The following is a 23,134-nucleotide window of genomic DNA, read 5'->3' on the forward strand; positions in this document are numbered from 1 at the left end:
ATGAGCGGCATGCTCGACAGCGGGACACGGCTGGCCGTGGACAACGGCGACGAGGTCGAGATCATCGGGATGCTGGGCGCCGGTGGCCAGGGCGAGGTGTACCGGGTGCGCACGGCGGCCGGGGACAAGGCCCTGAAGTGGTACTACCCGACGTGTGCGACACCGCAGCAGGAGGCGATCGTCCAGGAGCTGGTGGAGCGGGACTTCGACGACGACCGGTTCCTGTGGCCCGAGGCGTATGTGCCCGCGCAGGGGAGTTCGTTCGGCTATCTGATGGGACTGCGACCGGAGCGCTTCAAGGGACTGCCCGATCTGTTCCGCCGCCAACTGCGCACCAGCACCCGGGCGTTGCTGACGGCCTGTCTCTACACGGTGGAGGCGTATCAGGCGCTGCACTCACGCGGCATCGCCTACCGGGACATCTCCTGGGGCAATGTCTTCCTCGATCCGGCCACCGGTGACGTACTGATCTGCGACAACGACAACGCCGTGGTGGAGGGCGACGCGAGCGGGATCTCGGGGACGATGAAGTTCATGGCCCCGGAGCTGGTGTGCGCCGAGCCGGGCGCCCACCCGGGCACCCAGTCCGATCTGCACTCGCTGGCCGTGCTGCTGTTCATGCTGCTGATGAACCATCATCCGCTGGAGGGCAGGCGGGAGTTGGGCATCCACTGCCTGGACGATGCGGCGGAGAAGCGGCTGTACGGCAAGAGCCCGCTGTTCGTGTTCGATCCGGCGGACGACTCCAACGCGCCCGACCCGATGGAGCACGCGACGGTGCTGGCGACCTGGGACGCGGCCGTCGGCACCCTCCAGGACCTCTTCGTCCGCAGCTTCACCACCGGCCTGCGGGACCCCGCGGCCCGGGTGCGCGAGACGGAGTGGCGCAACGCGCTGCGGGCGGTGCTGGACTCGGTGGTGGAGTGCGCCTCCTGCGGGCGCCAGAACATGACCGAGCCGGGCGAGAAACCGCCGCCGCGGGCCTGTTGGGGGTGCGGGACGCGGCTGATGCTGCCGCCGCGGCTGACGGTGACGACCCCGCCGCCGCGCGCCGAGCATCACATCCGGCTGCGCCGCTCGGCCCGGGTGCAGGCCCACCATCTCCAGCCGGAACCGGCCCGGCACGACTGCTCGGACCAGAGCCTGGTGGCGGAGCTGGTCGAGCACCCGGCCAAGCCGGGGCGGTTCGGCATCGCCAACCGCTCGCAGGAGACCTGGACGGGCACCCGCACGGACGGTACGTCCCAGCAGGTCGCCCCCGGCCAGACCGTACCGCTGCGCTCGGGTCTGGAGCTGGACCTCGGGGGCGGGGTACGGGCAGTGGTGCGCGCCAAGTAGCTCACAGGCCCAGGACGCGTCCGATCTCCTGGGCCAGCGCGAGCCCGCCGCTGCCCGCCGCGACCCCGATGCCGATGGTCTCCAGGGCCGCCCGGATCCGCCCCCGGTCGGCCGTACGGCCGTCCTGCCCGGATCCGGCCAGCTCGCCCTGGATGACCTGGGCCTGCGGGACCAGCGCGGGGCTCTCCACCCGCAGCCGCTCGACCAGCTGGTCGGCCAGCCGCAGCAGGGTCGCGGCGTCGGTGCCGTTGTTGATCTCCATACGGCCGTTGTCACCGAAGATGGCCGGGCCGTTGACGTTGTTGATGTGGTAGTTGCTGCCCATGTACCGGCTCCTGTTCCGTTCCCGAGTCAGGGCTTCGCCGACGGTTTCCCGCCGCCCCCGCCCCCGCTCCCGCCCTGCGGCCCGCCGCCCTGGGGGCCGTTGTTGTGCTGCGTGCCGCCGGCGCCGAAGATGGCGGGCCCGTTGACGTTGTTGACGTGGTAGTTCTGCGTGATGATCTTCTGCGCGTTGTCGAAGGAACTCGTGTCGACGTTGTGGTCCTTCAGGAAGCGCTCGGTCGCGGTCAGCACGCCCTGCTGAAGGCGGACCAGGTAGTCCAGCGCGTCCATGCGCTCCGCGTAGCCCGCCTGCTCCCAGTCGCCGTGCAGCTCGCGCAGGCTGGTGGCGGCGCCGTAGTCGACGATGAGGTGCTGGTTCCTGACCTTGCGGCGCAGCTTGCGCAGTGCGCGCTCGTTCTTGTACAGCCAGCGTGAGCGCTCCACCATACGGCTCGGGGCGCCGCTCAGTTCGGGCCAGGTGTGGGTGGTGGCGTACTTGAAAAGGCTCCACCAGCGGTCGAAGCGGGCCAGCGGGAGGGTGCCGACCTCGTAGAAGCGGGCTTCGAGCGGCGGAATCGCGTAGGCGGCCACTTCCCAGCTGAGGCTGGGCTTGGCGAGTATCGCCCGCAGATACATGGAGACAATGAGCCGTCCGCCCTCGCCGACGCGCTCCAGACAGAGGTGGGTGCGCATGCCCGCACCGCGCTTTTCCAGACCGGCCTGGACCAGCAGCTTGGAGACGTGCGCGTTCGGGCGCTTGGTCCGGTCGGGGACCAGCTCCGGGAGCAGGTAGGCGTTGCTGCCGACGACGTAGAGCCGGTTCCTGGTGCGCAGTCCGTCCAGGCCGGAGATGCTCTCCATCTGCCGGGCGACGTAGGTGTGCAGATCGATGGCGTCGAAGTCGGCGATGGCGAGCTTGGTGCCGCCCGGGCCCTCGGCAGGCTCGCTGACGTCGATGGGCCCCCAGATGATCTCCCTCTCCTGGAGCCGCGTGCCGCTGCCGACGAACGGATTGACGAACGCCGTCTCGTCGGCGTAAGGCAGCACGTTGGAACGCTTCAGCTCGTGCAGTCGCGCCTCGGCGTCCTGTTCGACGGGCGGGGCGAGCGTCTCCGACTTCTCGGCGCCGTGGTACACCTGCTGAGCCGCGCCCCTGGCCCGGGCCTGCGTGTGCCGGACGAGGCCCCAGGTGACGACGAGGACGCCCGCGGGGCCGTAGACCGCGACCATGACCAGGGAGCCGTGACCGGCGAGCAGGGACCACAGGGCCACCAGCAGCGAGCCGACGAACAGGGCGCCCAGCACGGCGAGTTGGCGGTCGAGCACCTTCCGGCGCCGTACCGCCGCCCGCGCATGCCGGGCCACGGCCACGAAGTTGATGCCGAGCGTGAGTCCGATCGCGGTGAGCCGGTCGCCGGTGAGGTCGCGGTCGATGTCACGGGCGAGGTCGTCGTACAGGTGGACCGTGGCGCAGAACCGGCGCGTCACGCCGTCCTTTCGGTACTGCGGCAACACGGGTAAGACTCTGCCCGCCACGCTGACCCGCCCCCCTGTTGCCGAAGTCCCGCGGCTCTCACTTTAGGGACAACGAGGGCCATTTGTCGTGGAGTTGGCCATCCCGATCAGCTCTTCCAACGGCATCGAACCGGGTGCGCGTCCCTCCCGCGCGAACGTGTTCGCGAGCTGCTGGAGCAGTTCGTTCAGCGGGGTCGGTATGCCGTGCAGGCGGCCGAGGAGATTGATCTCCCCGTTGAGGTAGTCGGCCTCGATCGTGCCCGTTCCCCGGGCCAGCGACTGCCAGGAGGAGCCGCCGCGGCGCGTGGCGCCGCCCAGTGGCACCGGAGTGACCTTGCCGTCCCGGACCGCCTGCTGCTCCTCGGCGCTCGCGTACGCGATGCCGGCCGCGTCGAGGACGGCCACGGCCTCCGCCCGCACCCTGCGGTTGAAGGCGATCGCCTCGTCGCTCGCCACCGGGCCGGTGACGGCCTCCAGCATGTTGCCGAGGTTGAGCAGCAGCTTGGCGTACTGCCAGCGGGCCACGTCCGGCACCACCGGCGCCTCGAAGTGGGCCTTCTCCAGGTCGGCGGAAATGCTGTGGAGGGTGTCGTCGGTGCCGTGCGGGTAGCGGCCGAGGTGCAGGATCCCGGTGAGCGGAATGCAGGGTGCGGAGATCACGCCGGGTTCCAGGAAGGTGGCGGGCAGCCACACGCAGACGCCGTACACCTGGCGGAAGACCCGCAGGGCCAGGCGTGGGCCCTCCACGCCGTTCTGCGCGCACAGCACGGGCAGTCGCTCGGCGGCCGTGCCGCCGCCCTCGACGGGGGCCGCTCCCCAGGTCCGGAGCGCGGCCGCGCCGTCCTGGGTCTTCACGGCGAGGAAGAGCACGTCGTCGGGGCGCAGCGGGCCGAGTTCGGCCGGGTCCTCGACGGCCGGGAGCCGGTGGACGTACTCGCCGTCCGGCACGGTGAGCCGCAGCCCGTGCTCTCTCAGCGCTGCCAGGTGTGCGCCGCGCGCCACCAGTACGACCTCGTGCCCCGCCCCCGCGAGCCGGCCGCCGATGGCCCCGCCGACGGCCCCTGCTCCGATGATGATGTATCGCATGGGACGAGCCTCGCACGGCCGACCGGGCTAACTGCCGGTCATCTCCATGAGTTTGACCACCGTGTTCCAGTTGCGGCTGGTGGCGGTCAGTCCTTTGGTCACCCGGGGTTTGGCGAGCTGCTCGGCCAGCTTGGAGCGGCCGAGGCCGTCCGGGGCGTAGAGGTAGAGGCAGCGGTCGCCGAGGCGGAACTCCTCCGGCAGGAAGGCGGACCGGTCGATCCCGGCGAAGCGCTCCTCGTCGACCGGCGCGGAGAAGTACGTGACGTGCAGCTGCTTGCCCTCCAGCTCGGCGGCCGGGAAGGGGCAGGCGTCGACGACGGCCGCGAGGTAGGCGTGGTCACGGACGATGACGTCGACCGTGAACCCGAAGTGCTGCTCGATCGCCTCCGTGATCCTCGCGGTCCAGGACCGCGCGTCGCCCTGGCCGGCGGCGAAGACGGCCTGGCCGCTCTGGAGGTACGTGCGCACGTCGGCGAGGCCGAGGCCGGTCAGCAGGGTCCGCAGTTCGGCCATCGGGACCTTCTTGGCGCCGCCCACGTTGATCCCCCGCAGCAGCGCCGCATACGTCGTCGTCATGCGCACACCCTAGGTGGCCGTCGTGCCCCGTGGGGGCGGGCACGACGGCCGGGTCCGCAGCGGCGGACTGCGCTGAACTCTGGCGGATCCAGGGGGTTTCGATCAACCACTACACGCGCCTGTGACTTACACAACAAGCTTTCGTAAACACAAAGAGTCCCCAAATAGATGTAAGGGGCCGCCTCCTCCCCAGTGGGGAGAGAACGGGGTCCAGGGGGATGATTCCCGCCACGGTCACTTCACCGAGCAGCACGATGAGATGCCTTTATCCGCCCCATACCTTCGAACGGAAAGGTGGCGGCGCCGGGCTGCCACCGCGCACGAGGGGGCAAGCCCATCATGGGGAACGGAGACATACGGGTGCGGGGTCTCGCCGCCAGGGCAGGCGGCTGGAGTGCCCGGCACCGATGGGCTGCCGTCGGCATCTGGGTGCTGTTCGTCGTCCTGGCGATGGGGCTCGGTTCGGCGGCCGGCCGGGTGGACGTCAAGGACAGCGACCAACTGAAGGGCGAGACACACACCGCCGCCAAGATCGTCGAGGACGCGGGGATCGAGGAGCCGGCCGGTGAGACCGTCCTGATCCAGGCGAAGGACGGTTCGCTCAAGGCCACCGACGAAGAGTTCCGCAGCGCCGTCGCCGCCGTCATCGAGGCGGTCGAGGGCACCGGCAAGGTGACCGACGTGACCTCGCCGTACGACACGGAGACGATCTCCGAGAACGGCCGCAGCGCGCTGGTGCAGTTCGACATGCGCGGTGACTCCGACACCGCGGGTGAGCGCGTCGAGCCGGTGCTCAAGGCGGTCGAGAACGTCCAGAAGGACCATGAGTCGCTGCGGATCGAGGAGATCGGCGGCGCGAGCATGATGAAGACGTTCGACGACGCGTTCGGGGACGACTTCCAGAAGGCCGAGTACTCCGCGGTGCCGGTGGCGCTCGGCATTCTGCTCATCGCCTTCGGTGCCCTGGTGGCGGCGCTTCTGCCGGTGCTGCTGGCGGTCACCGCGATCATGGCGACGATGGGCCTGATGGGCGTCGTCAGCCATGTCATGCCGATGAGCGACACCGCCAACTCCGTGATGCTGCTGGTCGGTCTGGCTGTCGGCGTCGACTACTGCCTGTTCTATCTGCGCCGGGAGCGCGAGGAGCGCCTTGCCGGCCGGGACTCCCGGACCGCGCTGATGGTCGCCGCCGCCACCAGTGGCCGCGCGATCATCGTCTCCGGTGTCACGGTGTGCGTGGCGATGGCGGGCATGCTGTTCACCGGGCTCGCCGAGTTCGAGGCGATGGGCCTGGCCTCGCTGATGGTCGTGGCGGTCGCCATGGTCGGTTCGGTGACCGTGCTGCCGGCGCTGCTGTCCCTGCTGGGCGAGCGGGTCGAGAAGGGCAAGATCCCCTTCCTGCACCCGGAGAGCAAGCTCCGCCGCAAGCGGGGCAACGCCAACCGCGACAGCCGGTTCTGGACGGCCGTCCTCAAGGCCGTGCTCGCGCGGCCGGTCATCTCGGTCGTCGTCGCGGCCGGTGCGCTGCTGGCCATCGCCGCTCCCGCGCTCGGCATGAAGACCCAGAACCTCACGCTGGACCAGGAGTTCGGCGACTCGCTGCCGATCGTGCAGACGTACAACAGGGTCAACGAGGCCTTCCCGGGCGGTTCCGAGCCGGCCGAGGTGGTCGTCAAGGCGGACGACATCAACTCCGCCGAGGTGCAGGGCGCCCTGGCCGACTTCCGCGAGCTGGCGATCAGTTCGGGCGCCTCGCGCGGGCCGGTCGAGATCAAGCTGCACGACGCACAGAACATCGCCTTCGTCTACGTCCCGCTGGTCGGCGGCTCCGACCTCGACAAGGCGGAAGAGAGCCTGGACAAGCTGCGCGACGACGTACGGCCCGCCACCCTCGGCAAGGTGGACGGCGTCGAGGCGCCGATCAGCGGACAGGTGGCCGGTTCGGCGGACTTCAACGACCAGTTGGCGGGCGCGGTGGTCCCGGTCTTCGCCTTCGTCGTGGTCTTCGCCTTCGGGCTGATGCTGCTGTCCTTCCGCTCGCTGACCATCGCGATCACCTCGATCGCGCTGAACCTCCTGTCGGTGGGCGCGGCCTACGGCATCCTGGTCGCCGTCTTCCAGCACGGCTGGGGCGCGTCCCTGGTGGGCGCGGAGGGCGTCGGCGCCATCATCACCTGGCTGCCGTTGTTCCTCTTCGTGATCCTGTTCGGCCTGTCCATGGACTACCACGTGTTCGTGGTCTCGCGGATCCGCGAGGCGCGGATGAAGGGCCGTTCGACCAACGAGGCGATCAAGCACGGCGTGGTCACCACGGCGGGTGTCGTCACCAGCGCAGCGGTCATCATGGTCGCCGTGTTCGCGATCTTCGGCACGCTGTCCATGCAGTCGATGAAGCAGATGGGTGTCGGCCTCGCGGCCGCGGTGCTGATCGACGCGACGATCATCCGGGGTGTGCTGCTCCCGGCGGTCATGGCGCTGCTGGGCGAGCGCAACTGGTACCTGCCCAAGTGGATGAACCGGCTGCCGGACCTCACCCACGACGAGTCGCCCGAGGTGGTCACCCGGCAGGCGCGGGACGACGAGGGGGAGCGCGTCCCGGTCTGATCGTGACCCGGTAAAGGGCTGAGGGCCCGTCGACTCTCGGGGGAGTCGACGGGCCCTCGGTCATGTTCAGCGCGTGGGCAGTTCGGCCTCGATGAGGTCGGCCGCGCGGCGCGTGCCGCCCTCCTCGGCCATCTGCGCCTGGATCTCCTTCAGGCGCCGGGCCACCTCGGGGTCCTCCACGAGGGCGAGCGCGGTCTCCCGCAGCGCCTCGGCGGTGACCTCCTCGGTCGGCAACTGCCGGGCGACACCGAGCGCCTGGAGCATGTCCGCGTTCCCGAACTGGTCCACGGCCTGCGGTACGGCGATCATCGGGGTGGCGGTGGCCATGCCCTCCTGGCTGCCGCCGGCGCCGGCGTGGGTGACGAACAGGTCGGCCTGCTTCAGTACGGCCAACTGCGGCACCCACGACGCCACTTCGACGTTCGCCGGTACGTCTCCCAGCTCGGCCGGGTCGACATGGCGGCCGATCTGGAGTACCAGGTGCCAGCCCGGCAGCTCCCCGAAGGCCTTGACGCACTCCCGGTAGAAGCCGGGCTGCTTGGTGAAGGCCGAGCCGAGCGAGACGAGGACGACCTTCTCGGCCCCGGCGGGCCGCTGCCACTCCCCCTCGGCGGTGCGGTCGCCCTGGCAGGCGCCGACGAACGAGTACACGCTCTCGTCGACCCGGTCGGCGTTGGGCTGAAGCGCCTTCGGGATCAGCACCAGAGAGCGGTCGGGGCGGCCAGCGAACCGGTCCGGGTCGAGGGTGACGCCGTTCCCCTCCAGCCAGGCGCCGAAGCGGGCGTAGTAGGCCCGCCCGCGCTCGGTCTTCCTCGGCTCCGCCCACATCGGCTCGGCGATCTCCTTCTCGTAGCCCTCCCAGGCGACGAGGTTCGGCGACAGCGAGATACAGGGCACGCCCCAGCGGTGGGCGAGGACCCGGGCCGGGTAGGAGGTGATGTCGTGCAGGACGAGGTCCGGTTCGTCGCCCTCGTAGGCCGCAATGAGCTGAGGCAGCGCCTGGATCGCGTCGGCCAGGAACGGCTCGACGTTGTCCAGCAGGGTGCTGCCCCAGGCCTCCGGGTCGGCGTCCGGTCCGGGCAGGGTGGAGTTCCACGGCTTCGGCTCGGCGCCGGCCTCGGCGACCTTGTCGGCGAACGCGGGCGGGATCGCGTAGGTGACCCGGTGCCCGCGCGCGACGAGCTCACGGATCACTTCGAGGCTCGGGTTCACGTGGCCGTGAGCGGCGATGGAGAACATGGCGATGTGTGCGGGTGAGGTCATGGGGACAAGGCTAAACGAGACGAGACGTCTCGTACAACTCATTCAGTGATCGATGCAGTCGCAGCCACCGCTCCGGCGGCACCTCCCCCACCAGGACCCGCCGGTCCAGCCCCGCCGCGCGGAACGCCGCGTCCACCCGGCGCCCTGGATGGGCCCCGCGCAGCGAGGCGTGCAGGGAGCCGCCCACCCCTGAGAAGCCCAGCTCGACAAGGTGCCGCCAGCTCGTCCGCTCGGCGGGTCCGAGCAGCGGGGTGGCGCGCCGCTCGATGCGCAGGATCCCGGCGTCCACCCGGGGCGCGGGCCGGAACCGGGTCCGGGCGACGCGTCCGACCAGCCGCCACTCGTGGCTCGGCCAGCTCCGCACGGTCAGCAGGGTCCAGCTCCCGTAGTCGCCGGTGCGTCTGCGCGCGTACTCCAGCTGGGTGATCAGGGTGGCGTCGGTGAGGGCTGGGGCGCGCAGACACCAGTCGACGATGGCGGCGGTCCGTGAGAAGGGGACGTTCCCGGCGACCGCGAAGGGGGTGCGCGGGGGCCGGGCGGCGAGGAAGTCGCCGCCGATGACGTGCACTTGGGGTGTCGCGGAGAAGCGGGTGCGCAGTCCCGGAAGGAGCCGGGGGTCGATCTCGTAGGCGTGCAGCTCGTGGCAGCGGGGGGCGAGTACGGCGGTCAACGCGCCTTTTCCGGCGCCCACTTCGAGCAACAGTCGGGGGCGGTGGCCGGGCGGGACGGCGATGCGGGCGAAGCGGTCGGCGGTGGCGCGGTCGGTGAGGAAGTTCTGCGAGAGCGCGCGGGAAACACGCGTGGGGCGGGCCATGGCCTGCGGTCCTTGTCTTCCGGGAGAAGGGAGATGGGCAGCCGAAGGCCCTGACCGGAAGACAGAGAAAAGGAATGCGGGGGCGGTCGCTGGATCAGCGGGTGAGGCTCCCCGGGCCGGTCAGGGCTCCGAGGCCGCGGCGCATCCGGATGGAGTGCGTGCAGCCCCGGCCGAGACCGGAGATGAAGATCGCGTTGAAGGCTCCCACGGACGGCACGCTAGGCGGGCGGGGTCCGGGCCGACAACCGAATTACGTCAGCGCTGATAGCGGGCGAGCACCAGGTTCCCGTCCTCCTCCAGCCGCTCGCGCAGCTCACCGAGGTCGATCGCGCCGCTGTAGTACTCCTGGAGTGCGGGGGTGGCCACCTTGTCCTTCCACTCCGGGTAGCCCCGTACGGCCTGGGCGGGTGCCGGGTGCAGGTGGTCGGCGAGGGCCGTGCCGGTGGCCCAGTCGTGCTTCTCGGTGTGCAGGGCCGGGTCCTTCAGGGCCGCGGTGCCGGTGGGCAGCATCCAGTCGCCGAGGGCCAGCCGGACCATGTTCTCGGGCCGGAGCAGGAAGTCGACGAACTCGGCCGCCTCCCGCTGGTGCGGGCTGTCCTCGGCGATGGAGAGGGTCTGCGGGCTGACGCCCTGGGTGAGCCCGTCCGCGCCCGCCGGGGCGGGCAGCACCTGCCAGTCGAAGCCCTCCGGGGCCTGCTGCACGATCTGCTGGCGGTAGGAGAAGCCGAGCGGAACCATCGCGTACCGGCCGCCGAAGAAGCCGGGCAGGGTGTCCGAACCGCCGCTGCCGAGCGTCGTGGGTGAGGCGCTGCGGTCGGTGTTGACCTGGTCGTGGACGGTCCGCGGCAACACCTCGTCGGCGGCCTCGAAGCGGACGGTGACCTTTCCGTCGGCGCCGCGGTGGAACAACTGCCCGCCGGTGGACAGCGAGAGGTTGAGGGTGGCGGAGACGGGGTCCTTCAGCGGCCAGGCGACGCCGTACTTCCCGCCCCCGCTCAGCTCCTCGCTGATCTGTTGGAACTCCGGCCAGCTCCACGGCCGTTCGGGTGTGGGGATCCGTACGCCGGACTCCATCAGCCAGGTCGCGTTGGCGACGATGACCCGGGGTTCCTGGAGGAAGGGCACGCCGTAGACGCCCTCCCCGAAGGTCGCCGTCTGCCAACTGCGCTGCGGAATATCGGACTTGAGCCGCTCGGGCAGCAGGTCGGTCAGGTCGGCGAGATAGCCGCCGTAGGCGAAGTCCGCGAGGTCGTCGGAGGCGTCGTGGATGATGTCCGGCGCCTCGCCGCCCTCGAAGGCGGTCAGCAGCTGGTCGTGGACGCTGTCCCAACTGCCCTGGACATACTCGACCTTGACGTCCGGATGACTGGCGTTCCACTCCTTGACCAGCTCCTGGTTGACCGCGACGGACTCCTCCTGCCAGGCGAGGGACTGGAAGCGCAGGGTCACCGGGCCGTCCGCGGATTCGCCGCCGCTCGTGCAGCCCGCGAGGAGAAGAAGGAGGACGACGAGCCAGCGGGCGCGCATCAGTTCTTCACCGCCCCGGCAAGCATGCCACCGGTGATCCGGCGCTGGATGACCGCGAAGATCAGCAGCGAGGGCAGGGTCGCGAGGAAGGCCGCCGCGGCCAGCGGGCCGAGGTCGGCGACGCCCTCGGCGCCGATGAAGTGGGTGAGGATCACCGGAAGGGTCTGTTTCTCGGGGGTCTTCAGCAGGACCAGCGCGAAGAAGAACTCGTTCCAGGCGGTGACGAAGGCGAACAGGGCGGTCGCCGTGATCCCCGGCGCGAGCAGCGGCGCGACGACCGAGACGAGGGTGCGCAGCCGCCCGGCCCCGTCGACGGCGGCCGCCTCCTCCAACTCGGTCGGCACGGCCCGGACGTACCCCACGAGCATCCACAGCGCGAAGGGCAGCGCCCAGACGACGTAGACGAGGATCAGCCCGAACAGGGAGTTGATCAGGCGGAGTTCCTTCAGCACCAGGAACAGCGGGATGATCACCAGGACCAGCGGGAAGGCCTGGCTGACCACGACCCAGCCGGTCGCGGCGCGGGCGAGCGGGGTGCGGTGCCGGGCGATGACATAGGCCATGGGGGTCGCGATCAGTACGGCGATCAGCGCGGCGGAGAACGCGGCGATCAGGGAGTTCGACGCGGCTTCCAGGAGGGGCTGCTCGTCGAAGGCCTGGCGGAAGTTGTCGAGGGTGGGGTGCTCGGGGATCCAGGTGGGGTGCAGGCTGCCGAGTTCGCGGGGCGGCTTGAACGCGGTGGAGATCAGCCAGAGGAAGGGGAAGGCGAGGAACAGGAGATACGCGAGGAGTGCCGCGTACTGGCCGACCCGGGCCGTGGTGCTCGTCCTCATGACTCGTCTCCTCCTCGCAGTCGGCCCACCAGGAACAGGGCCAGCAGGATCGAGATCAGGGCGACCATCACACAGCCCATCGCCGCCGCGTAGCCGAACTGGCCGTAGCGGAAGGCCTCTTCGTAGGCGAAGAGCATCGGCAGCCGGGTGCGGCCGCCGGGGCCGCCGCCGGTGAGGACGTAGACCAGCGCGAACGAGTTGAAGTTCCAGATGAAGTTGAGTGCGGTGATGGCCAGGGCGACCGGGCGCAGGGCGGGCCAAGTGACGGTCCGGAAGCGGCGCCAGGCGCCCGCGCCGTCCATGGCGGCGGCCTCGTGCAGCTCGCGCGGGGTGTTCTGGAGGCCGGCGAGCAGGGCGACGGTGGTGGTCGGCATCCCGGCCCAGACGCCGACGACGATGACGGCGGGCAGGGCGGTGGCCAGGCCGCTGAGCCAGTCGCGGCCCTCGCCGAGGCCCAGGTCGCGGAGCGTCTCGTTGAGGATGCCGGCGTCCGGGTTGTAGACCAGCCGCCACATCACCCCGACCACGACCTCCGGCATGGCCCACGGGACGATCGCGAGGGCGCGGGCCAGCCAGCGCAGCCGTAGGTCCTGGTTGAGGAGCAGGGCCAGGCCGAGCGCGAGCAGGAACTGCGGGACGGTGACGCCGACGGCCCAGACCAGGCCGATCCGGAACGACTCCCAGAACAGGGTGTCGTGCAGCAGATCCCGGAAGTTGAGACCGCCGATCCACTGGGTGGGCTGGGTGCGGCCGGACTGGGAGTCGGTGAAGGCCAGCAGGATCCCGTACAGCAGCGGTCCGACGCTCAGCAGCAGGATCGGGATCAGCGCGGGCAGTACGAGGAACCAGGCCCCGCCCGCGCGAGGCCCGCCGGGCGCCGAGCGCCGTGTCGCGGTCACCAAGGCCACCCGATCGACTCCTCGCTGGGGCTCGTGACGATCTCGGACTGGGCCTGGTCATGGTCGTGACAGGTGCATGAACCGTCAAGACACCTCGCACACGTGCCGACCTGTACGAATGCGAGACTGGCCGACGGATGACCACGCACCGAGGGCGGCATGGAGGCGGACGATGGACGAGACGCGGGCCCGTGAGGTACTGGCCGCGGCGGACGTGCTGCCCGGTCCGGCGCGGAACGCCGCCCTCCTCGCCCTGGGCGAGAACGCCGTGTTCGCCGCCGGTGACCTGGTCGTGAAGGTGGGCCGGGACGCCGAGCTGCTGGACCGGGCCCGGCGTGAACTCGACATCGCGCTGTGGCTGGCGAAGGCGGGCGTACCGGCGGTCCGGGCGGCCGAGCCCGAGCCGCTGCTGGCCGAGGGACACCCGGTGACCGTGTGGCACCGGCTGCCGGATCCGGTACGCCCGGCGGAGCCCCGCGATTTGGCCGAACTCCTACGGGTCGTGCACGCCCTGCCCGCGCCGCCGTTCCCCCTCCCCCCACGCGATCTGCTCGGCGGGGTGGAGCGCTGGCTGCGGCTGGCGGGGGACGCGATCGACCCGGCGGACGCGGCGTATCTGCGGGAGCGCCGGGACGGTTTCGCGGCAGCGGCGAACGGCCTGACCCCCCACCTGCCGCCGGGCCCGATCCACGGCGACGCCCTCCCCCGCAACGTCCACGTCGGCCCCGACGGCCCCGTCCTGGTCGACCTGGAGACCTTCTCCACCGACTTCCGGGAGCACGACCTCGTCGTCATGGCCCTGTCCCGCGACCGGTACGGCCTGCCTGCCGCGGCCTACGACTCCTTCGTCGCCGCCTACGGCTGGGACGTCCGCGAGTGGGAGGGCTGCCCGGTACTGCGGGGCGCCCGGGAGACCGCGAGCTGCGCCTGGGTCTCCCAGCACGCGCCGAGCAACCCCAAGGCCCTGGCGGAGTTCCGGCGCCGGGTGGCCTCCCTGCGGGACGGGGACGAGACGGTGCGGTGGTATCCGTTCTGAGCGTGGTGGACCTACGGCGCCGGCCGGCCCGGCGACCGGGAGGGCGCGGGCTCAGGCCTCGGGCGCCTGGATCGAGCGGGCCGCGTGGCGAAGTTCGGTCAAGACCGTGCGGACCGCCTTTCGCGCGAGGCGTTCCGGGCGGTACAGGGCGTCGATGTGGCGTCTCGCCCGTACTCCGCTGAGGGGTCTGAGGGTCAGGGCGGGGTGCGGGCGCACGGTCCAGCGGGGCATCAGGGCGATGCCTCCTCCGGCGGCCACGGCCTCGGCCACCACCGCGAACTCGTTGATGCGGTGGGCGAGATGGAGTCGGCGCCCGGCGGCCGCCGCGATGGCGTCGATCGTCGCCATCACCGGGAACCCGTCGTGCACGGTGATCCACGGCTCATCGGCCACATCGCGCGGCGTGACCCGGCGCTTCGCCGCCAGGGGGTGCTCCTTGGGCATGGCCACGTCCAGCGGTTCACGCAGCAGCGTGGTCACCGTCACCGTGTCCGGCCAGGGCGGGGCATGTTCCAGGCGGTGGGCGAGGACGATGTCGTACTCCCGCGTCAGACGCGGAAAGTCCTCCTGCGTTACGTCCTCGTCGGCGAGCCTCGGCACCGGCTTGCCGGGACCGGCCAGCGCCCGCAGCAGCAGCGGGAAGAAGGCGCCGCCCGCGCTGTGGAACGCCGCCACCGACACCTCCCCGTCCGGGCGCCCCACGAATTCCTCGACACTGCCCCGGGCGCGCGCCAGCGCCGTCTCCACCTCCACGGCGGCGCCCGCCAGCGCCTGCCCGGCATCGGTCAGTACCAGCCGTCTGCCCTGCCGCTCGGTGAGCGGTACCGGGATCGCCCGCTGGAGCAGCCGGAGCTGCTGGGAGATGGCCGACGGAGTCACCAGCAACGCCTCGGCGACCGCCGTGACACTGCCCAGCTCACCCAGCTCGCGCAGGATCCTCAGCTGCCGTTCGTCCATCCTCCCAGTGTAGGAACTCGATGTAGGAGTGCTAAAAGATCGTTTAAGAAACTGGCACTGGGCTTCAGGGACGTCCCAGGGCACCGTAAGGGGGTGTCCGACGTCCGCCGTACCGATGCGGTACTCCTGCTGGTCGCGATCGTCTGGGGATCCAGCTACCTCTCCGCCCAGACCGCCACCGCCGCCCTGCCCGTCCTGCTGGTGCTGTTCGCCCGCTACGCCCTGTCCGCGCTCGCCTGTCTCGGCCTCTGCCTCTCCCGCCGGGGAGCGCGCCGCTGGACCCGGGAGGAACTGCGCGCCGGGGTGCCGCTGGGGCTGACCCAGGCGGCGGTGCTGATCGTGGAGACGTACGGCGTCGCCCACACCACCGCCGCCAACGCCGGGCTCATCATCAGCCTGACCATCGTGCTCACCCCGCTCCTCGACCGCGCCGGCCGCTCCGGCGGACTCCCGCCCGCCTTCTACGCCGCCACCGGCGTGTGTGTCCTCGCCGTCGGCCTGCTGATGTCGGGCAACGGCTTCCACGCGCCGCGCCTCGGCGATCTGCTGATGCTCGGCGCGGCGGTGGTGCGGGCCGGGCATGTGGTCCTGGTCGGGCGGCTCACCGTCGGCCGGGCGATCCGTCCGCTGCATCTGACGACGGTGCAGACCCTCGTCGGGACCGTCCTCTTCCTTCCGGCGGCCGGGGCCGACCTGCCGACCCTCGTCCGGGCCGACGCCGCCACCTGGACGCAGCTGGTGTATCTCGCCCTGTTCTGCAGCGTGTTCGCCTTCCTGGCGCAGACCTGGGCCGTGCAGCGCAGCTCCGCAAGCCGGGCCAGCCTGCTGCTGGGCACCGAGCCGCTGTGGGCGGTCGCGGTGGGCATCGCCCTCGGCGGTGAGCGTCTCACCGTGCTCACCGGCGTCGGCGCCGCGCTGATGCTCACCGGCACGTACTGGGGGCAGGCGGTGGAGCGCGCCCACCGAACGGAACAGCGAACCGAAAAGGACCTCACATGCCCGAGCACGACACGCACGAGCACGACACCTACGAGCGTCTGATCGCTCTGCTGGACAGCTCCCGCATCGACTACCGACTCCTCGACCACGAGCCCGAAGGCGCCACCGAAGCCGTCTGCGCGCTGCGCGGTCACCCCGCCTCCCAGGCCGCGAAGTGCATCGTGCTCCGGGTCAAGGTCGACCGGCGCACCACCCGGCACGTCCTCGCGGTCGTCCCCGGGGACCGCCGGGTGGACCTGGACGCCGTCCGGGACCTGTACGCGGCGCGCTACGTGGGCTTCAGCGACCCGGAGACCGCCGAGCGACTGGCCCGCTCGGTCCCCGGCACGGTCCTCCCCTTCAGCTTCGACCCCGCCCTCGAAGTCGTCGCCGACCCCGAGGTGGTGGCCCAGCCGAAGCTGTACTTCAACGCGGCCCGCCTGGACCGCTCCCTGTGCCTCTCGGGCGCCGACTACGCGCGGCTGGCAAAGCCGCGCGTGGAGCGCGTCGCGGCGGCGACGGCCGATGTCACACCCCACCACTAGCGTCCCGGCCATGACCGACGATCAGGACCTGAGCATGTGATTCGAGGGCCCGTTGGCCGCCGAGAGGATCAGACCGTCTCGTCCGCCGGTTCCCGGACGGGCCACGTGCCGTCGATCACCGCGTCCGACTCGCCCTTGCGGCGCAGGAAGCTCTGGAAGTCCGCCGCCCACTCGGCGTACCACTCGATCTGGCGGCGGTGCAGCTCCGCCGGGCCGAGGGCCGCGATCTTGGGGTGGCGGTCGGCTATGGCGCAGGCGAGCCGGGCCGCGGCGAGGGCGTCGGCCGAGGCGTCGTGGGCGGAGTCGAGCCGGACGCCGTACTCCGCGCAGACCGCCTCCAGGTTCCGCTTGCCGCGGCGGTAGCGGTCGGCCCAGCGGTCGATGGTGTACGGGTCGATGACGGGCGCCGGGTCATGGCCGCCGAGCCGCTCGCGCAGCGAGGGCAGTCCGTGGCGCCGCAGTTCGGCGGAGAGCAGGCTCAGGTCGAACGCGGCGTTGTACGCGACGACCGGCACCCCCGTCTTCCAGTACCCCGCCAGGACGTCCGCGATGGCGTCCGCCACCCGGTCCGCGGGGCGGCCCTCGGCGGCCGCGCGTTCGTTGCTGATGCCGTGCACGGCCACCGCGTCCGCCGGAATCTCCACGCCGGGATCCGCCAGCCACTCCCGGCGCCCCAGCGTCTGTCCGGCCCTGACCTCTATCACGGCTCCGGTGACGATGCGCGCCTCGCTCGGATCCGTCCCGGTCGTCTCCAGGTCGAATCCGATCAGCAGCTCACGGTGCCAGCCCATGGGCGGTCCCCCTTCTTGGTGGTGCGTTCCCCCAGTGGTCTCCACCTTCCCATGAGCCACTGACAATCAGAGGACCGCATTCCGTTTGACGCTCGAGACGCCCGGGACGCTCGCGTCGTCCCCCGAGACACTCGCCGGACGATTTAGGACACCGGCCGCGAATCCGCCCATGCCACCTCGAACTCCTCGCGGTATGTGGGGAAGAGCCCGCTGTCGTCCATCTCGCCCGACTTGACCACCCGGTTCCCGCCGCGCAGCACCAGCACCGGCGCCTCCATGCCGCGGGTGCGGCGCAGATAGGACTGGAGGACCGCGATGCCGTCGGAGCCGTCGCCGTCGACGAGGTAGGCCGTGAAGCGCGGTGTCTCGTCGTAGACCTGGATCTCGAAGGCCCCGGGGTCGCGCAGCCGGGCGCGGACCCGGCGCATGTGCAGGATGTTCATCTCCACCGAGCGACTCAGTTCCCCGCGCTTGATGCCCAGTTCCCGCTCGCGCCGCTTGACCGCGCTGGAGGCCGGGTTGAGGAACAGCAGCCGCACCCGGCAGCCGGACTCGGCGAGGCGCACCAGGCGCCGCCCGGAGAAGTTCTGGACCAGGAGATTGAGACCGATGCCGAGCGCGTCGAGGCGGCGGGCCCCGCCGAAGATGTCCTCGGCCGGGAACTGCCGCAGCAGCCGCACCCGGTCGGGGTGGACGGCCACCACATCGCCGTACCGGTCGCCCACCAGGTCCTCGACCGCGTCGACCGGCAGCCGGCGCGCGGAGGGGACGTCACCGCCCGCGCCGAGGGCGTCCAGCAGCCGCGCCGAGGCGCGTTCCGCCTGGCCCAGGACCGCCTCGGAGAGCGCCCGGTTGCGGGAGACGACGTTGCGGGTCACCTCCAGCTCGTCCAGGGCGAGTTCGACGTCCCGGCGCTCGTCCAGATAGGGCTCGAAGCACGGCCAGTGCTGCACCATCAGCTCGCGCAGCTGCGGCAGCGTCAGGAAGCTGAGGACGTTGTCGTCGGCCGGGTCCAGCAAGTAGCCCTTGCGGCGGCTGACTTCGCGTACGGCGACGGCGCGCTGCACCCATTCCTGTCCGGCGGGTCCGGCCGCCGCGACCACCCAGTCGTCGCCGTGGACGGGTTCGTAGATGGGACGCAGTACAGCGGCCACGACCGCGCGCAGCCGCTGCTCGACGAGGTTCAGCCAGATGTAGGCCCGGCCGGCCCGTTGAGCGCGGGTGCGTACCTCGCGCCAGGCGTCGGCGTCCCAGTCCAGCTCCGGTCCGATGGCGCCGGCGCCGGCGTCCATGGGACGCGCCAGGGGCACCGTGCCGGGCGGGACGTCTGTGGAGTTCCCCTCGTGACCCTCGTCACCAGGGGGCAGCTCCAGCCCTCCCGAGCCCACCCGCGCACCGCCTTCCGCTCCCCCGAGCATCCCCGTCCCAACGATCAAGGAAGGGTACTCCGGGACCGGTCGGCGGTGCAGCCGGATGGACAGGGTCGTTTCCCAACTGCCTCAGTCGAGGCGGCCGTTCGCTCCGGCCAACTCGGCTGGAGTGAGCGGATTCATAGCGGTGACGTCACGCGGGGCGAGCGAGAAGCCCTGCCAGTGGACCGGCATGGGCTGCTGGTCCTCGTCCCGGGCGATGTGGTGGAAGCCCACGTTCACCCACATCACGGGGTTGGTCAGGGCCTGGCCGTCAACCCACTTGTCGACCGACTTGGGGTGCCCGGTGGGGCAGTTGCCCTTGTTGTTGCTGGCGTACTGCTCGCACTTGTTGTACTGCGTGAAGTACACGTCGTGCTTGGTGAACGCGCGGCCGGTGTACTTGGCGTTGGGACCGGCGACCAGTTCGTAGGAGCGGGGGTGGCCGTCCTTGTTCTTTCCGGTCGCGCTGACCACGCGCCACCAGCGCATGTTCTTGGCGTCGCCCGCGGCTTCCTTGGTGATCTGGGTGCGGGTGGTCTTGTTGGTCGGCGCACGGTCGCCCGGGGCCTGCGGGCTGACCTTCGAGTCGTACTGCTCGATACGGCCCTTGGAGGAGCCGTCCAGAGCGAAGTTGAGCTTCCAGAAGACGTTGTGGCTGTGGCTGAGGGCCCTGGCCTTGGGGCCCTTGCCTATCGGCCAGCCCCGGCCGTCCGCGGCGTCGTAGTCCTGCGGCGCCAGGCTGCCGGTGGCGCCGGCGTTCATGTGGATGGTGCCGTCGTCCGAGAAGCGCCACTCGGTGATGTACTCGTACCAGCTGACCTTGTTGACGGCGTAGACGAGCAGGTCCTTGCCCTGCTTCTGGTAGAGCTTCTGGCCGCCTTCCATGGGCTGGTTGAGCATGCGGTACGCGTGCCCGCGCGCGCGTGTCGTGGTGCACAGGCCCTTGACGTTGCGGGTGTCGGTGGACTCGGGCGCGCGCACCTTGACGGTCCTGATGGTGCCGCCCGGGCACTCGCCCGGGGCCAGGTTCTCCAGACCGTCGCCGAAGTAGTAGCCCGTGACGTCGTCGTACTCCTCCGAGCCGTCGTCGTACGGCACGTGGATCTGGGCGATCTTGGAGCTGTTGAGCACCTTGATCGGCTTGCTCTCGCCGGGCGGCTGGTAGGTGATGTCCTCCAGGACCATCCCGGACATGGCCTCGTGGCGCCAGCACATGCGCCAGGTCGTGCCGTTGGAGAGCTTCTGCTCGATGCGGTAGGCCGCGGAGCAGTCCGGAGCGGCGGCGGGCGCCGCCTTGGGCTGGGCGGTGGCCGGTCCGGCGCCCGCGGCCGCGCCCGCCGTCAGGCCGGCCACGGCGAAGGCGGCCAGGGCCGTCCGCGTGCGGGCACGGCTCACTCTGTTGACGCGCATGAAGAATGGACTCCCTTGCATAAGGAGTGAAGTCGGAAGGGTGCTCGAAAAGGTGAGCTGATCAGCGGTCGAGCTCGGCGACCGTGCGGGCGCTCAGGTCGATCACCAGGTGCCGCATGTCGATCCACGGGCCGTTGAGGGCCTTCGGGAACAGCCGCGCGCAGCGGTGCTCACCGCACTTGTCGAGCGCCGCGGGCTGGGCGCCCGGAGCGGCCCGGAAGACCATGCTGTCGATCTCCAGCTGGTCCGGTGAGGTCAGCTCCTTGCCGGTGGCGTCCTTGTAGTCCGCCTTCAGACCCGCGCTCAGCGGACTGGCCAGCAGGATCTTCACGGCCTCGGTGTTCTCGGAGCGGCTGAGCGGCGGCTGGACGCCCCGCTCGGTGCCGGTCCGCTCGACCTTGCCGGTGTCGAGGTTGACCGTCTTGATGACCAGCGTGTCGTCCTTGTAGTCGTAGAACGTCACGTCGGCGCGCCGGGGCGCGGACGGGTCGTCGAGCTCGTCGGCCTCCGGCTCGGCGAGGTCGATGCCGAGCCGCTGGGGACCGCGGTCCCCGTCGACGTCCTCGCTGGACCGGAACAGCTGCTGGTTGAGCGCGATCTGCTCGACGCGGGTCAGTTCGTCGTCGGTGAGCGGGTCGCGCCCCGTGCCCTTGTCGCCGTCGGCCGGTGCTTCCTGGACGACGCCGGGCTCGACGGCCTGGTCCTGGCCCTCGCCCTGCGCCTGCCCCTGGGCGCCCTGCCGGGCCCCCGTGTTCGTGCCTCCCGTGTCGTCCGCCCCTGCCGTCCCCGGCAGTGTGACCGCGACCATGGCCGCGGTCCCGGCCAAGGCGATGGCCGCACCGGCCACCACCTTGCCCAGATGGCGGTGCACTGTCCTGCGCACTCGTTCCCCCTACTCCCCCTGGGTCCCCGGGAGTATGTGTTTGCCCCACTGGTTCGGCATACGGGATATGCCTGGTCGCCCGGTAAGAGGGACGTAAGTCATAGGTGGTTCCATCACTTTCGGGGAGACTCGGAGCCAAGGCGCCCCCGGCGGCGCGCTCCACCTGAAAGAGTCGTGTCCATGCAGGTCTGGCCTGGAGAGGCGTATCCACTCGGTGCCACCTACGACGGCGCCGGCACGAATTTCGCGGTCTTCACGGAGTCCGCGGACCGAGTAGAGCTGTGTCTGCTGCACGACGACGGCTCGGAGACGGCGGTGGAACTGCGGGAGAGCGACGCGTTCGTCCGGCACGCGTACGTGCCGGGTGTGATGCCGGGGCAGCGGTACGGCTTCCGGGCGCACGGGCCGTACGCCCCCGAGCGCGGGCTGCGCTGCAACTCCGCGAAGCTGCTGCTCGACCCGTACGCCAAGGCGGTCAGCGGTTCGATCCACTGGGGCGAGGAGGTGTACGGCTATCACTTCGGCGCGCCCGACGAGCGCAACGACCTGGACTCGGCGCCGCACACCATGTCGTCGGTCGTGGTCAACCCCTACTTCGACTGGGGCGACGACCGGCGCCCGCGCACCGGGTACCACCACACGGTGATCTACGAGGCCCATGTGAAGGGCCTGACCATGCGTCACCCGGGGCTGCCGGAGGAGCTGCGCGGCACCTACGCGGCGCTCGCGCACCCGGCGGTCATCGAGCATCTGACCGAACTGGGGGTGACGGCGCTGGAGCTGATGCCCGTCCACCAGTTCGTGAACGATCACCGTCTGGTGGACATGGGCCTGAACAACTACTGGGGCTACAACACCATCGGCTTCTTCGCCCCGCACAACGCCTACGCCTCCTGGGGCGACCGCGGCCAGCAGGTCCTGGAGTTCAAGTCGGCGGTCAAGGCGCTGCACGAGGCCGGGATCGAGGTGATCCTGGACGTCGTCTACAACCACACCGCCGAGGGCAACCATCTGGGCCCGACGCTGTCCTTCCGGGGCCTGGACAACCTCTCCTACTACCGCCTCACCGGCGACCGCCGCTATTACATGGACACCACGGGCACCGGGAACTCCCTGCTCATGCGGTCCCCGCACGTCCTTCAGCTGATCATGGACTCGCTGCGGTACTGGGTCACCGAGATGCATGTCGACGGATTCCGCTTCGATCTCGCCGCGACCCTGGCTCGCCAGTTCCACGAGGTGGACCGGCTGTCGTCGTTCTTCGACCTGGTGCAGCAGGACCCGGTGGTCTCCCAGGTGAAGCTGATCGCCGAGCCGTGGGACGTGGGCGAGGGCGGCTATCAGGTGGGCAACTTCCCGCCGCTGTGGACGGAGTGGAACGGCAAGTACCGCGACACCGTACGGGACCTGTGGCGGGGCGAGCCGCGCGCGCTGGCGGAGTTCGCCTCCCGGCTGACCGGCTCCTCCGACCTGTACCAGGACGACGGACGGCGGCCGCTGGCCTCCATCAACTTCGTCACCTGCCACGACGGCTTCACCCTGCACGACCTGGTGTCGTACAACCACAAGCACAACCAGGCCAACGGCGAGGACAACCGGGACGGCGAGAGCCACAACCGGTCCTGGAACTGCGGCGCGGAGGGCGAGACCGACGATCCCGCCGTGCTGGAGCTGCGGTCCCGCCAGATCCGTAACTTCATCGCGACGCTGATGCTGTCCCAGGGCGTGCCGATGATCAGTCACGGCGACGAGTTCGCGCGCACCCAGCGGGGCAACAACAACGCCTACTGCCAGGACAGCGAGCTGGCCTGGCTGAAGTGGCCGGACCCCGCGCGGGAGGACGACGCCGCGCTGCTGGACTTCACGCGCGCGATGGTGTGGCTGCGCCGGGACCATCCCGTCTTCCGGCGACGCCGCTTCTTCCACGGGCGGCCGGTGGAGGGCACCCACGACGACCTGTCGGACATCGCCTGGTTCACTCCCGAGGGCAAGGAGATGGCGCAGCGGGACTGGAACTCCGCGCAGGCGTCCGCGCTGACGGTGTTCCTCAACGGCAACGCGATCTCCGAACCCGGCTCGCGGGGGCAGCGCATCAGCGACGACTCGTTCCTGCTCATGTTCAACGCGGCTCCGAAGACCCTGGACTTCGTGGTGCCGGTCAACCACGGCCGCCAGTGGCAGGTGGTGGTCGACACCGCACGCGTGGAGGGCGTACCGACGGGCAGCGGGCCGAAGGTGCAGGCCGGGGATCGGCTGACGCTGGTGGACCGGAGCATGGTGGTGCTCCAGCGGCCGGTCTAGGAGTGGCCGCCCCGCGCGTGTGGGGGCAGGTTCGGCGGTCGATGA

At 70.7% G+C, this 23,134-nt stretch carries 18 protein-coding genes and 2 pseudogenes; 6 read left to right on the forward strand and 14 right to left on the reverse strand.

Features of this window, described 5'->3' with window-relative positions; all coding sequences use genetic code 11:
- The gene (locus BN159_RS10890) at positions 1 to 1,338 is read left to right on the forward strand and encodes a protein kinase domain-containing protein (RefSeq protein WP_015657013.1); all 1,338 of its coding nucleotides are present in this window, start codon (positions 1 to 3) and stop codon (positions 1,336 to 1,338) included.
- Between the two features lies 1 nt (position 1,339).
- Here the strand turns inward: BN159_RS10890 and BN159_RS10895 are convergent, their stop codons facing one another.
- The 4 genes from BN159_RS10895 to BN159_RS10910 form a co-directional block, all read right to left on the reverse strand.
- Positions 1,340 to 1,663: a hypothetical protein gene (locus BN159_RS10895; RefSeq protein ID WP_015657014.1), complete on the reverse strand. Its 324-nt coding sequence runs from the start codon at positions 1,661 to 1,663 to the stop codon at positions 1,340 to 1,342.
- Positions 1,664 to 1,689: 26 nt separating this feature from the next.
- Positions 1,690 to 3,147, reverse strand: a complete 1,458-nt coding sequence (locus BN159_RS10900; protein ID WP_231905602.1) for a hypothetical protein — start codon at positions 3,145 to 3,147, stop codon at positions 1,690 to 1,692.
- A gap of 90 nt (positions 3,148 to 3,237) precedes the next feature.
- Complete coding sequence (locus BN159_RS10905) at positions 3,238 to 4,260, reverse strand: ketopantoate reductase family protein (protein ID WP_015657016.1); 1,023 nt, start codon at positions 4,258 to 4,260, stop codon at positions 3,238 to 3,240.
- Positions 4,261 to 4,287: 27 nt separating this feature from the next.
- A complete protein-coding gene (locus BN159_RS10910) occupies positions 4,288 to 4,836 on the reverse strand; it encodes a DUF1697 domain-containing protein (RefSeq protein ID WP_015657017.1) in 549 nt (182 codons plus the stop codon).
- A 339-nt stretch (positions 4,837 to 5,175) separates the two neighbouring features.
- Here BN159_RS10910 and BN159_RS10915 point away from each other — a divergent pair, with 339 nt between their 5' ends.
- Entirely contained in the window at positions 5,176 to 7,440 is a 2,265-nt protein-coding gene (locus BN159_RS10915; RefSeq protein ID WP_015657018.1) for an MMPL family transporter, read from the forward strand.
- Between the two features lie 66 nt (positions 7,441 to 7,506).
- On the opposite strand, the pseudogene mgt reads toward BN159_RS10915, so the two are convergent.
- From mgt to BN159_RS10940, 5 genes and pseudogenes are all read right to left on the reverse strand, one after another.
- A pseudogene (gene mgt, locus BN159_RS10920) lies at positions 7,507 to 8,749 on the reverse strand (macrolide-inactivating glycosyltransferase).
- Positions 8,747 to 9,517: pseudogene (erm, locus tag BN159_RS10925) on the reverse strand (ErmE/ErmH/ErmO/ErmR family 23S rRNA (adenine(2058)-N(6))-methyltransferase); the annotation flags it as partial. The pseudogenes erm and mgt, both read right to left, overlap by 3 nt.
- A 255-nt stretch (positions 9,518 to 9,772) precedes the next feature.
- The gene (locus tag BN159_RS10930; protein WP_015657021.1) at positions 9,773 to 11,044 is read right to left on the reverse strand and encodes an ABC transporter substrate-binding protein; all 1,272 of its coding nucleotides are present in this window, start codon (positions 11,042 to 11,044) and stop codon (positions 9,773 to 9,775) included.
- The gene (locus tag BN159_RS10935) at positions 11,044 to 11,877 is read right to left on the reverse strand and encodes a carbohydrate ABC transporter permease (RefSeq protein ID WP_015657022.1); all 834 of its coding nucleotides are present in this window, start codon (positions 11,875 to 11,877) and stop codon (positions 11,044 to 11,046) included. Before BN159_RS10935 ends, BN159_RS10930 begins: the two co-directional genes overlap by 1 nt.
- Positions 11,874 to 12,785: a carbohydrate ABC transporter permease gene (locus BN159_RS10940; RefSeq protein WP_015657023.1), complete on the reverse strand. Its 912-nt coding sequence runs from the start codon at positions 12,783 to 12,785 to the stop codon at positions 11,874 to 11,876. The genes BN159_RS10935 and BN159_RS10940 overlap by 4 nt, the downstream gene beginning before the upstream one ends.
- A 163-nt stretch (positions 12,786 to 12,948) precedes the next feature.
- On the opposite strand from BN159_RS10940, the gene BN159_RS10945 reads away from it, so the two are divergent.
- On the forward strand, positions 12,949 to 13,812 hold the full coding sequence (locus tag BN159_RS10945) for a phosphotransferase enzyme family protein (RefSeq protein WP_015657024.1): 864 nt from the start codon (positions 12,949 to 12,951) through the stop codon (positions 13,810 to 13,812).
- Between the two features lie 51 nt (positions 13,813 to 13,863).
- Here the strand turns inward: BN159_RS10945 and BN159_RS10950 are convergent, their stop codons facing one another.
- Positions 13,864 to 14,769 carry a LysR family transcriptional regulator gene (locus BN159_RS10950; protein ID WP_015657025.1) on the reverse strand — a complete coding sequence of 302 codons (906 nt, stop codon included), beginning with the start codon at positions 14,767 to 14,769 and terminating at the stop codon, positions 13,864 to 13,866.
- Positions 14,770 to 14,862: 93 nt separating this feature from the next.
- Between BN159_RS10950 and BN159_RS10955 the strand changes: the two genes are divergently transcribed.
- Both BN159_RS10955 and BN159_RS10960 read left to right on the forward strand, forming a co-directional pair.
- Positions 14,863 to 15,810 carry a DMT family transporter gene (locus BN159_RS10955; protein WP_015657026.1) on the forward strand — a complete coding sequence of 316 codons (948 nt, stop codon included), beginning with the start codon at positions 14,863 to 14,865 and terminating at the stop codon, positions 15,808 to 15,810.
- Positions 15,765 to 16,292 (forward strand): YbaK/EbsC family protein, encoded by a 528-nt coding sequence (locus BN159_RS10960; RefSeq protein WP_015657027.1) that lies wholly within the window; start codon positions 15,765 to 15,767, stop codon positions 16,290 to 16,292. The genes BN159_RS10955 and BN159_RS10960 overlap by 46 nt, the downstream gene beginning before the upstream one ends.
- Before the next feature lie 68 nt (positions 16,293 to 16,360).
- On the opposite strand, the gene BN159_RS10965 is transcribed toward BN159_RS10960, so the two are convergent.
- From BN159_RS10965 to BN159_RS10980, 4 genes are all read right to left on the reverse strand, one after another.
- Positions 16,361 to 17,083, reverse strand: coding sequence for a 3'-5' exonuclease (locus tag BN159_RS10965; RefSeq protein WP_015657028.1), 723 nt, complete (start codon positions 17,081 to 17,083; stop codon positions 16,361 to 16,363).
- Positions 17,084 to 17,226: 143 nt separating this feature from the next.
- A complete protein-coding gene (locus tag BN159_RS10970) occupies positions 17,227 to 18,501 on the reverse strand; it encodes an SAV2148 family HEPN domain-containing protein (RefSeq protein WP_015657030.1) in 1,275 nt (424 codons plus the stop codon).
- Between the two features lie 81 nt (positions 18,502 to 18,582).
- A complete protein-coding gene (locus tag BN159_RS10975) occupies positions 18,583 to 19,905 on the reverse strand; it encodes a copper amine oxidase (RefSeq protein ID WP_015657031.1) in 1,323 nt (440 codons plus the stop codon).
- A 61-nt stretch (positions 19,906 to 19,966) separates the two neighbouring features.
- On the reverse strand, positions 19,967 to 20,788 hold the full coding sequence (locus BN159_RS10980) for a hypothetical protein (protein WP_015657032.1): 822 nt from the start codon (positions 20,786 to 20,788) through the stop codon (positions 19,967 to 19,969).
- A 180-nt stretch (positions 20,789 to 20,968) separates the two neighbouring features.
- On the opposite strand from BN159_RS10980, the gene glgX reads away from it, so the two are divergent.
- Entirely contained in the window at positions 20,969 to 23,089 is a 2,121-nt protein-coding gene (gene glgX / locus BN159_RS10985; protein ID WP_015657033.1) for a glycogen debranching protein GlgX, read from the forward strand.
- The last annotated feature ends 45 nt before the right edge of the window (positions 23,090 to 23,134 follow it).

The sequence above is a fragment of the Streptomyces davaonensis JCM 4913 genome (genome assembly GCF_000349325.1).
Classification (GTDB): Bacteria; Actinomycetota; Actinomycetes; order Streptomycetales; family Streptomycetaceae; genus Streptomyces; species Streptomyces davaonensis.

Excerpts from the sequence above, each read along its gene's own strand:
- BN159_RS10895 (WP_015657014.1), bottom strand. The coding sequence starts at position 1,663 with ATGGGCAGCAACTACCACATCAACAACGTCAACGGCCCGGCCATCTTC.
- BN159_RS10915 (WP_015657018.1), top strand. The coding sequence starts at position 5,176 with ATGGGGAACGGAGACATACGGGTGCGGGGTCTCGCCGCCAGGGCAGGC.
- glgX (WP_015657033.1), top strand. The coding sequence starts at position 20,969 with ATGCAGGTCTGGCCTGGAGAGGCGTATCCACTCGGTGCCACCTACGAC.
- BN159_RS10930 (WP_015657021.1), bottom strand. The coding sequence starts at position 11,044 with ATGCGCGCCCGCTGGCTCGTCGTCCTCCTTCTTCTCCTCGCGGGCTGC.
- BN159_RS10910 (WP_015657017.1), bottom strand. The coding sequence starts at position 4,836 with ATGACGACGACGTATGCGGCGCTGCTGCGGGGGATCAACGTGGGCGGC.
- BN159_RS10950 (WP_015657025.1), bottom strand. The coding sequence starts at position 14,769 with ATGGACGAACGGCAGCTGAGGATCCTGCGCGAGCTGGGTGAGCTGGGC.
- BN159_RS10945 (WP_015657024.1), top strand. The coding sequence starts at position 12,949 with ATGGACGAGACGCGGGCCCGTGAGGTACTGGCCGCGGCGGACGTGCTG.
- BN159_RS10970 (WP_015657030.1), bottom strand. The coding sequence starts at position 18,501 with ATGCTCGGGGGAGCGGAAGGCGGTGCGCGGGTGGGCTCGGGAGGGCTG.
- BN159_RS10960 (WP_015657027.1), top strand. The coding sequence starts at position 15,765 with ATGCCCGAGCACGACACGCACGAGCACGACACCTACGAGCGTCTGATC.
- BN159_RS10890 (WP_015657013.1), top strand. The coding sequence starts at position 1 with ATGAGCGGCATGCTCGACAGCGGGACACGGCTGGCCGTGGACAACGGC.
- BN159_RS10975 (WP_015657031.1), bottom strand. The coding sequence starts at position 19,905 with ATGCGCGTCAACAGAGTGAGCCGTGCCCGCACGCGGACGGCCCTGGCC.
- BN159_RS10965 (WP_015657028.1), bottom strand. The coding sequence starts at position 17,083 with ATGGGCTGGCACCGTGAGCTGCTGATCGGATTCGACCTGGAGACGACC.
- BN159_RS10905 (WP_015657016.1), bottom strand. The coding sequence starts at position 4,260 with ATGCGATACATCATCATCGGAGCAGGGGCCGTCGGCGGGGCCATCGGC.
- BN159_RS10935 (WP_015657022.1), bottom strand. The coding sequence starts at position 11,877 with ATGAGGACGAGCACCACGGCCCGGGTCGGCCAGTACGCGGCACTCCTC.